General features: G+C 53.1%; 7 protein-coding genes and 1 rRNA gene. 3 read left to right on the top strand and 5 right to left on the bottom strand.

Translation table 11 applies throughout. The features are described from left to right. Both rrf and ACRCWW_RS10695 read left to right on the top strand, forming a co-directional pair. Positions 1 to 95, top strand: a 5S ribosomal RNA gene (rrf, locus tag ACRCWW_RS10700); the annotation flags it as partial. Positions 96 to 323: 228 nt separating this feature from the next. Beyond that, the gene (locus ACRCWW_RS10695; protein ID WP_438682407.1) at positions 324 to 1,622 is read left to right on the top strand and encodes an MFS family transporter; all 1,299 of its coding nucleotides are present in this window, start codon (positions 324 to 326) and stop codon (positions 1,620 to 1,622) included. Between the two features lie 2 nt (positions 1,623 to 1,624). Here the strand turns inward: ACRCWW_RS10695 and ACRCWW_RS10690 are convergent, their stop codons facing one another. The 5 genes from ACRCWW_RS10690 to trxC all read right to left on the bottom strand — a co-directional run bounded on the left by ACRCWW_RS10690 (position 1,625) and on the right by trxC (position 7,348). Beyond that, positions 1,625 to 1,948, bottom strand: coding sequence for a YfiM family lipoprotein (locus tag ACRCWW_RS10690; protein ID WP_438682406.1), 324 nt, complete (start codon positions 1,946 to 1,948; stop codon positions 1,625 to 1,627). Between the two features lie 43 nt (positions 1,949 to 1,991). Continuing rightward, positions 1,992 to 3,347, bottom strand: coding sequence for a CDP-diacylglycerol--serine O-phosphatidyltransferase (gene pssA / locus ACRCWW_RS10685; protein WP_438682405.1), 1,356 nt, complete (start codon positions 3,345 to 3,347; stop codon positions 1,992 to 1,994). Positions 3,348 to 3,460: 113 nt separating this feature from the next. Continuing rightward, on the bottom strand, positions 3,461 to 6,118 hold the full coding sequence (locus tag ACRCWW_RS10680; protein ID WP_438682404.1) for a bifunctional acetate--CoA ligase family protein/GNAT family N-acetyltransferase: 2,658 nt from the start codon (positions 6,116 to 6,118) through the stop codon (positions 3,461 to 3,463). A 35-nt stretch (positions 6,119 to 6,153) separates the two neighbouring features. Beyond that, on the bottom strand, positions 6,154 to 6,852 hold the full coding sequence (gene tapT / locus ACRCWW_RS10675; RefSeq protein WP_438682403.1) for a tRNA-uridine aminocarboxypropyltransferase: 699 nt from the start codon (positions 6,850 to 6,852) through the stop codon (positions 6,154 to 6,156). 70 nt (positions 6,853 to 6,922) lie between these two features. Next, the gene (gene trxC / locus ACRCWW_RS10670; RefSeq protein WP_438682402.1) at positions 6,923 to 7,348 is read right to left on the bottom strand and encodes a thioredoxin TrxC; all 426 of its coding nucleotides are present in this window, start codon (positions 7,346 to 7,348) and stop codon (positions 6,923 to 6,925) included. Between the two features lie 206 nt (positions 7,349 to 7,554). Between trxC and ACRCWW_RS10665 the strand changes: the two genes are divergently transcribed. After that, positions 7,555 to 8,643, top strand: a complete 1,089-nt coding sequence (locus ACRCWW_RS10665) for a tRNA/rRNA methyltransferase (RefSeq protein WP_438682401.1) — start codon at positions 7,555 to 7,557, stop codon at positions 8,641 to 8,643. Positions 8,644 to 8,817 lie beyond the last annotated feature (174 nt).

The following is an 8,817-nucleotide window of genomic DNA, read 5'->3' as shown; positions in this document are numbered from 1 at the left end:
GTCCCACCTGACCCCATGCCGAACTCAGAAGTGAAACGCCGTAGCGCCGATGGTAGTGTGGGGTCTCCCCATGTGAGAGTAGGGAACTGCCAGGCATCAAACAAGCAAGAACCCCGACCGAAAGGCCGGGGTTTTTTGCGTTTTATAATCCAGTGCATCACGCTCTGATCATTCCTGAATACTGATCATGCTAAGTGAATTTGTGCGTAATATCACAAATTTAGTCATAACAATTATGTAACATCCTGTTCACTAATTGTTCTCCCGTAGTGCTAGTGAGTTACTACGAGGCAGATCAGATCGATGCCAGGAGTATTATTACAATGACAGAGAATGCATTTTCTTCCCGGAGTACCGTCGCTGATGGAGATACCCGTCGTCGGGTTTGGGCAATCGTAGGAGCCTCGTCCGGGAATCTTGTTGAATGGTTTGATTTTTATGTCTATTCATTCTGTTCTCTCTACTTTGCTCATATCTTTTTCCCCTCAGGAAATACCACGACTCAACTTCTGCAAACTGCCGGGGTATTTGCCGCTGGCTTTCTGATGCGCCCCATTGGTGGATGGCTGTTTGGACGTATCGCCGATCGCCATGGACGCAAAACCTCCATGCTTATCTCTGTATGCATGATGTGCTTTGGCTCCTTAGTCATTGCATGTTTGCCCGGTTACGCAATCATTGGAACGTGGGCGCCTGCATTGCTACTGTTAGCGCGTTTGTTCCAGGGGCTGTCGGTTGGTGGAGAATATGGCACAAGTGCCACTTACATGAGTGAAGTTGCCATTGAAGGCCGCAAAGGCTTCTTTGCCTCATTTCAGTACGTCACATTGATTGGTGGTCAACTGCTGGCGCTATTGGTCGTCGTTGTTTTACAGCAGGTGCTGAGTAATGAAGATCTGCATGCATGGGGATGGCGAATTCCTTTTGCACTAGGTGCAGTTCTGGCACTGGTCGCACTCTGGTTGCGACGCCAGTTGGATGAAACATCTCAGCAAGAAACGCGAGCGCTGAAAGAAGCCGGATCGCTTAAAGGGTTATGGCGCAACCGCAAAGCTTTTATCATGGTGCTTGGCTTTACCGCCGGTGGCTCCCTGGTGTTCTATACCTTCACGACCTATATGCAAAAGTATCTGGTCAACACGACGGGCATGAGCGCCAGTGTGGCAAGCATTGTAATGACCGCCGCACTATTTGTTTACATGATCGTACAACCGCTGTTTGGCGCACTTTCAGACAGGATCGGTCGTCGTAACTCAATGCTTTGTTTTGGTGGGCTGGCAACCTTGTTCACCGTGCCTATTCTTACTGCCTTGCAGCATGTTCAGTCGCCATATGCCGCATTCGCACTGGTGATGTGTGCATTGCTGATTGCCAGCTTTTACACTTCGATTAGCGGGATACTGAAAGCTGAGATGTTCCCTGCGCAAGTACGTGCGTTAGGTGTTGGGCTTTCCTATGCGGTCGCGAATGCGCTCTTTGGTGGTTCAGCGGAGTATGTTGCTTTGTCACTGAAATCTGTCGGTTTTGAAAGCGTGTTCTTCTGGTATGTCACGCTGATGGGGGCGCTGGCTTTCCTGGTCTCGCTGATGTTGCATCGTAAAGGAAAAGGTCTGCGTCTGTAGTGCTATTGATGGGCCATTTGCCACACTGCATAGCCGGTTGTGGCTCCCGCCACATCCCATGCGAAATCTTTCCAGCTCCAGCCGCTCCCTGATGGGCGGCTGTCCCACAGCTCTTTTCCTGCCCCCAGGCTGACGGAAAACATTAAGCCATAAACTGCGCTTCGGTCCTGACTGTTCCCCTGATGTTGAGCATATTCATTTCCGGCAGCGGAAAGGATTGCCGAGGAGATAAAGTGCTGAGCTTTGTCCTGACCTGTCCATGCATCGTTGGCCATATGGCTGCAGCCGCAAAGCAGGAAGGAAGAACACAGAAGGAGAGTTCGCATAGTTTCCTCTGTAAAAAAGCCCCGACGTTGCGGGGCCTGATGATTACAGAATACGGCTGATAAGCCTGTCGATACGAATACGGCGTAAACGACGGATTAGCTTTCGCACTTTCACCGGGTAATCGGCAATGCTTTGCAAGTCACGGTAATGATTGACCACCGTAGTGTGTGTACGAATCAGAGCAAGCTCTTTTTCACGAGCGGCTGCCAGCTGCTGTTTTGGATCATGGATAAGGATCGCATTCTCTAAATCCAGGCGCCAGGCTCGCGGGTTGAGGTTGTTGCCGGTCAGCAGCATCCACTCATCGTCCACCCACATGCCTTTCAGGTGATAGCTGTTGTCTTCATCTTTCCACAGCCGCACGACCAACTGGTCGGTGTTCACATAGTATTGCAGGCGGCTGAGGAAGCGACGCAGATTGATTTCATAAAGATAGGGTAGAGCCCCGATGATTTTAAATGGCTGATCTTCCGGAATGTAGAAGTCGTTAGCCGTTTTATCCCCGACGATGATCTCCACCTTTTTGCCCTGACGCAGCAGGTGAATGATATTGCGCACCAACACTGCTGGCAGGTTGAAATACGGGGTACAGATAGTCAGCTTGTGTTCCGCACAGGGCATCAGATGGAAAATCGTTTTGTTCAGCATGCTCGATTTTCCAAGCCCGACCAGTGGTGTGACCGAAAGCTGATCGTTGTCCGCATTGCCCTGGAAGTGATAACCGGTATCGCGTAATTCCTGGCGATAAAGGCGGATATCATTTTTGATTTCCGGGCTTTTTGGGCGTCCATCGTTATCGAGGCGATTCACACCACGGCCATGAACCAGGTTTTGATCCACCCAGTCGAACATGATGTCAGCCATGCTGGGATTGCGGATACACTGATAGCGGTCATAGCGATATTTATCATGCTGATGAAGATAGACGTCGTTCAGACTAGCGCCACTGTAGAGCACGCTATCGTCGATGATAAATCCTTTGAAATGCAGCACGCCGAGGGCTTCACGTGTATTAACGGGAACACCATAGACCGGAATGTGAACGTCTGGGTTTTCCTGCGCCATACGGCAGTACCAGTCGGCGTTGGTATTTGAGGCGGCTGCACCAATACGGCCACGCTGGGCGCGGTGCCAGTCGACAAGAATGCGAGCATCCAGTTCCGGGCGAGCACGTTTTGCCGCATAGATGGCGTCCAGGATGCCTTTACCGCCGTCATCTTGTTCCAGATACAGGGCAACAATGCAGATACGGCGCGTGGCGCTGGCTATTTTTGCCAGGAGCGCTTGCCGAAAATCAGCGGGAGCGTAAAAGAACTCGACATCATCAACTGACTGAGAAAGCTTAGGTAGTTGAGCAAGGTGTTGTTGATGTTTGTTGCGCTTAAATTTTGACAACATCACAGTGCGTATCTTCTCTGATTAATCAAGGGTCTCTGTACCATGCAGACGACAGAAGCGAGCAATAATACCATCAGTGCGGGCTAAAGTGGTCAACATTTCCAGCAGCTTAGTTACGATGACGAAGGCGAGAGCTTTAGCGTCAATCCCACAATGCCATCTTCAAGCTGGATATCAACGTCAAAACCCAGCTTCCGGGCCAGCGCAATCATTCCCTGATTGTTCGGCATGGTGATGCCATTCAGACGCTGTAATCCGTGTTCTCGCGTGTAATTGATGAGTTTCTCCAGCAGCCGCCGCCCAAGTCCTAGCCCTTTTAAATCGGAGCGCACCAGGACGGCAAACTCGGCATCAATATTGTCAGGATCGGAAATCGCTCTCGTCACCCCAAGGATTTCAGTTCGCTCCGAAGTGGTGTGAACAGCAACAAAAGCCATCTCTCGATCGTAGTCGATTTGCGTCATGTTGGCTAAATCATCGTGAGTAAATTCATTGATTTCACTGAAGTAGCGGTAGTAAAGGTCTTCCTTTGTCACGCGGGAAATAAACTGTTGAAGCAGGGGTTCATCTTCCGGAAGGATAGGGCGAAACAGGCAGCGCTCGCCATTTTTCATTTCTACCCATTCTTCAAATTGCTGTGGATAAGGGCGAATAGCCAGTCGGCTTTCGCTGTCGCCATCAAAGGCGGCAATGTCGAGCGTGACGTCCAGAGCCGTGAAATCACCGGAAGAGGCCAGAAGAGGATGAATATCCAGCCGCTGAATTTCCGGACAATCGACAATCAGGTTCGAGACCTGGACCAGCAAATGGCTCAATCCGGCGATATCAAGAGGTCGCAGCGCACTGCGGCCGCGAATTTTTTTATTCTTGATGGCCTGGATAACCAAATAGCGAGCAAGGTTCATGTTCAAAGGAGGCAGTGCCACGGCAGCCTGATCTTCCGCCCGCCACTCCACACCGCCTTCACCCAACATAATCAGCGGGCCAAATAACGGATCGTGTTCTACCACGACGCGCAATTCCTGTGCCCCGGCACGGTTAGCCATGCTTTGCACCAGAAGCCCATGGACTCTGGCCTGTGGCCACGCCATTTTGACACGATCGAAGATAGCATCCGCCGCTTGCTGAACTTCTGCCGCTGTGCGCAGGTAGAGCATCACGCCCTGAACTTCGGACTTATGCGGAATGTCTGGCGAGCGGAGTTTCAACGCAACGGGATAACCTATCTGCTCGGCGATATGCACGGCTTCAGCACTATCCGCTGCAATCCAGGTCGGCAGCGTTTGCAGGCCATAAGCCTGCAAAATAGGCTGAACCTCATGCGTATCCAGCGATGTCGCACCTTCTTTAATCGCCTGCTGGAGCAGCGCGTGTGCTTCAGCGGTGTTGGCGGTCAGCAAGTCTGGCAGCACGGGTGTTTCTCGCAATTGCTTCTGATTGCGACGGTATTCCACCATATGCATGAATGCCGTAATGGTGCCTTCAGGTGTGCGATAGGTAGGGAGCCCGGTGTCACTGAATAAACGGCGCGCTTCCTGCGAGGAGTATTCGCCACACCAGTTGGTCAGTACGGTGACATACTTGCCGCGTGGGTGTTGGCTCAGCGTCTCAATCAACGCCTGAGCGCTTTCGGTGCCGGGAGCCGCGGCACTGGGTGAATGAATGACCAGCAATGCGTCGTAGTCCTGGCTATCAAGCAGAAGGTTCAGCGCTTTTTGATAATGCTGGCTGCTGGCGTCATCGCGCAAATCGAGAGGATTCGCGGCTTCGACACTCGCGGGCAAGGCGGCCCGCAAGGCAGAAAGCGTTTCCTCGCTTAGCGTCGCCAGTTTGCCGTTACGCAGCCAGAGTTCATCCAGAGCCAGTGCGGCAGGTGCAGCTCCGTTACTCATAATCATCAGCCGTTCGCCGCGTAAAGGCCGCATATGACTGAGCGTTTCTACAGCGGAAAACAGTTCGTGGGTATCCTGAACTCGCAGCAAACCTGCACGCTGAATGGCGGCATCCCATGCCGGATCCATTCCTGAATTCACATGCAGTAAACGCTGGGCCGCTGGACTACGGCCGCTTTTAATCACCAGAATCGGTTTATTACGCGACGCGCTACGGGCAGCGGAGACAAAGCGTCTCGCATCACCAAGGTGTTCGAGATACAACAGAATGGCGCTGGTCTTCGTATCACGGGCAAGAAAATCGAGCAGATCGTCGACATCGATATCAAGACTGTCGCCCAGCGCGATGAAGTAAGAGAACCCCATTTCACGCTGCTGCGCCCAGTCGAGAATGGTGTTAGACACCGCTGCGGATTGGGATATAAAGGCCAGTTTGCCGCGACGGATGGGGACGGGCGAAAAGCTGGCATTCAGGCCTTGCCACGGGGCCAGCAGCCCAAGACTGTTCGGGCCAAGCAAACGCATCTGGTAACGTGAGGCACAGGCTTTGAGTTCAGCGGATTGCTCCGGCGGTGAGGAAAGAATAATGCAGGTTTTGCAGCCTTTCTCGCCTAAGGCTTCGAGCAGCGCCAGATTACGTTTGGCGTTGGTACAGATAATGGCGAGATCGGGCATGAAGGGCAGAGAGTCGATATCTGGCCACGCCAGCACACCCAGCACCGCTTTCCAGGCTGGCGTCACAGGAAGCACCGGGCCGCTAAACCCGCCCGCCAATAAGTTGCGCATCATCAGATAACCGGCGCGATGGGGTTTCATCGAGGCGCCAATAACCGCAATCGATTTGGGTCTCAGTAACGCTTCCAGCCCTCGTTGGCTCATCGCACTCTCTCCAGGACATTCGTTCCTGAATGATTTTAAACGCTTTCTGCCTCGGGCACTGTGATGTTTCCCTTATGCTGCGTTTTTCCTGCAAGATAGCGGGTGCGGAAGCGTTGAAAATGGTCACCTAAAGCGCTTGCTGCCTGCACGTCATCAGCGAGATCCAGCAACGCAATGGCGACTTCGGCGGTGCAATACTGACCTTCGGCATGCACTTCACGTAAGCGATAGTTAGAGACCCGGGATAAATCGACAGAAATGACCGGCAGCGCATCCAGATAAGGGCTCTTGCGAAACATTTTCCTCGCCTCAGTCCAGGTGCCGTCCAGCATAATGAAGAGGGGCGGCTTGCCTGATGGCGGAGCGGTGATCACTTCGCGTTCATGGCCTGCATAGGAAGCGGGAAAGACAACCATGGGCTGATAATCCGGGTTCTGAACCAGCTCCAGCAGCGCCTGAGGCGGCTCTGTGCGTGACCACTGGAACGCTTCGGTGTCCGGTAATATATCGGCAATCAGGCGTCCGGTATTACTCGGTTTCATCGGCTCGGTATCGAACATCACCAGACAGAAACGACTGCGGGCGCGAGAAGGCATGAGTGTGTCGCACAAGCATTGTTTTAGCGGAAGCAGGCAGCGCTGGCAGCGACGAATGCGGTTGCCGCGAGCAAGAAAAGGGCGCGTGGCGCGAGCGAGACGTTCGGCACGAAGACGAAGTACGGCGTTATCAGTCATGGGAAATCATGCAGGAAAAACGCTATTGTCGCAGAGGGAAAAGCGGGGCACAAGCCGTGCCCCGATGAGATTATGCCTGAGTGGCCTCGTTCAGCCAGCTGTCGAATGGCGCTTTAGGAACGGCACCATTGAGCATATCGACAACCTGACCTTTATGAAAAATCATGATGGTTGGGATGCTGCGAATACGAAAGCGCGCGCTAAGCTCACGTTCCGCTTCAGTGTTCACTTTAACAAAGCGCATTTTCCCGCTGCGCTCCTCCGCCACATCTTCAAAGATAGGCGCGAAATTACGGCAAGGGCCGCACCACGGGGCCCAGAAGTCGACGACAACAGGTAAATCGTCCTTCAACAATTTATCCAGCGTCTCGCCGGTTGCAGTGATCACATCGCCATCAAACAGTTCGTGACCGCAGCGACCACATTTTGCTGTTTCGTTAATACGATCGTCGGGGATACGGTTAAGCGCCTGGCAACTGGCACAAACGGTATTCATAGCTAACCTCTGGGTAATCGGGTTTACGCAACGGCCGGAAGGCCGAATGTTTCTTTAATGTTACATATTATCGACAAGTCTGTTTTAAAGGACAATCAGGTTTATTCAATGGGTACAATAGTCGCACTCTTTGGTATGAAATCATGGCGAAGCTCGGACACATCGGGTAATCTTCGCGCTTCGCGCAGCGCAGGTGGAGAATAAAGATGAACGACGAACTGAAAAACAAAAGCGGCAGGGTCAAAGTGATGTATGTCCGCAGTGATGATGACTCGGATAAACGCACGCAAAACCCGCGTACCGGTAAAGGCGGTGGCCGTACTGGCGCATCCCGTACCGAAGGTGGTCGTCGTCCTGCGCGCGACAGTCGTGATGGAAAATCTCGTGATGGCAAACCACGTGGCGGTGACCGCTTCCGTGATAATGCCTCCCGCGACAGCCAGCCGCGTGAACAATCTCCATGGCGTACCGTTTCCCGTGCACCGGGTGATGACGCAGTAGAGAAACCCGATCACGGCGGGATCAGCGGTAAAAGTTTCGTTGATCCAGAAGTGATCCGCCGTCAGCGTGCGGAAGAAACCCGTGTTTACGGCGAGAACGCGTGCCAGGCCCTGTTCCTGAGCCGTCCGGACTGCATCGTACGCGCCTGGTTTATCCAGAGCGTGACTCCACGCTTCAAAGAAGCCCTGCGCTGGATGGCGGCAAACCGCAAAGCGTATCACGTGGTCGATGAAGCAGAGCTCGCAAAAGCCTCTGGTACCGAACACCACGGCGGCGTGTGCTTCCTTATCAAGAAACGTAACGGCACCAGCGTGCAGCAGTGGGTTAGCGAAGCGGGTGAAGAGGATTGCGTACTGGCGCTGGAAGATGTGGGTAACCCGCATAACCTCGGCGCTATCATGCGTAGCTGCGCGCACTTTGGCGTGAAAGGCGTGTTGGTGCAGGATGCCGCAGTGCTGGAATCTGGCGCAGCAATTCGTACGGCTGAAGGTGGCGCAGAACATGTTAAGCCAATCACTGGCGACAGCGTCATTGATGCGCTGGACCAGTTCCGCAAAGCGGGCTATGCGATTGTCACCACGTCCAGCCACGAAGGTACTCCGCTGTTTAAAGCGACGCTGCCAAAGAAAATGGTGCTGGTGTTAGGTCAGGAACGCGATGGGCTGTCTGATGCAGCACTCGACAGCGCAGACCTGAGCGTGGCAATCAACGGTACGGGTAATGTTGAAAGCCTGAACGTCTCCGTCGCGACAGGTGTTCTGCTGGCCGAATGGTGGCGTCAGAACAAAGCCTGAGTCGGCTTATCAATTCAATAAAAATGCCAGCGCGATGCTGTAATGCCGATCAGTTAAGGATCAGTTGACCGATCCAGTGGCTGTGTAAGAATCCGGAAACGCTCACTCGTTTCCGGATTTTTTTATGCTCATTGGACAGGCACTTGATTTGGTATCCCGTTACGATTCTCTGCG

Source organism: Scandinavium sp. (assembly GCF_051650185.1).
In the GTDB taxonomy this organism is placed as follows: Bacteria; Pseudomonadota; Gammaproteobacteria; order Enterobacterales; family Enterobacteriaceae; genus Scandinavium.
This window is presented reverse-complemented; position numbering and strand designations above follow the sequence as displayed.

Coding starts and splice junctions, on each gene's coding strand:
- ACRCWW_RS10695 (WP_438682407.1), top strand. CDS start 324: ATGACAGAGAATGCATTTTCTTCCCGGAGTACCGTCGCTGATGGAGAT.
- ACRCWW_RS10690 (WP_438682406.1), bottom strand. CDS start 1,948: ATGCGAACTCTCCTTCTGTGTTCTTCCTTCCTGCTTTGCGGCTGCAGC.
- pssA (WP_438682405.1), bottom strand. CDS start 3,347: ATGTTGTCAAAATTTAAGCGCAACAAACATCAACAACACCTTGCTCAA.
- ACRCWW_RS10680 (WP_438682404.1), bottom strand. CDS start 6,118: ATGAGCCAACGAGGGCTGGAAGCGTTACTGAGACCCAAATCGATTGCG.
- tapT (WP_438682403.1), bottom strand. CDS start 6,852: ATGACTGATAACGCCGTACTTCGTCTTCGTGCCGAACGTCTCGCTCGC.
- trxC (WP_438682402.1), bottom strand. CDS start 7,348: ATGAATACCGTTTGTGCCAGTTGCCAGGCGCTTAACCGTATCCCCGAC.
- ACRCWW_RS10665 (WP_438682401.1), top strand. CDS start 7,555: ATGAACGACGAACTGAAAAACAAAAGCGGCAGGGTCAAAGTGATGTAT.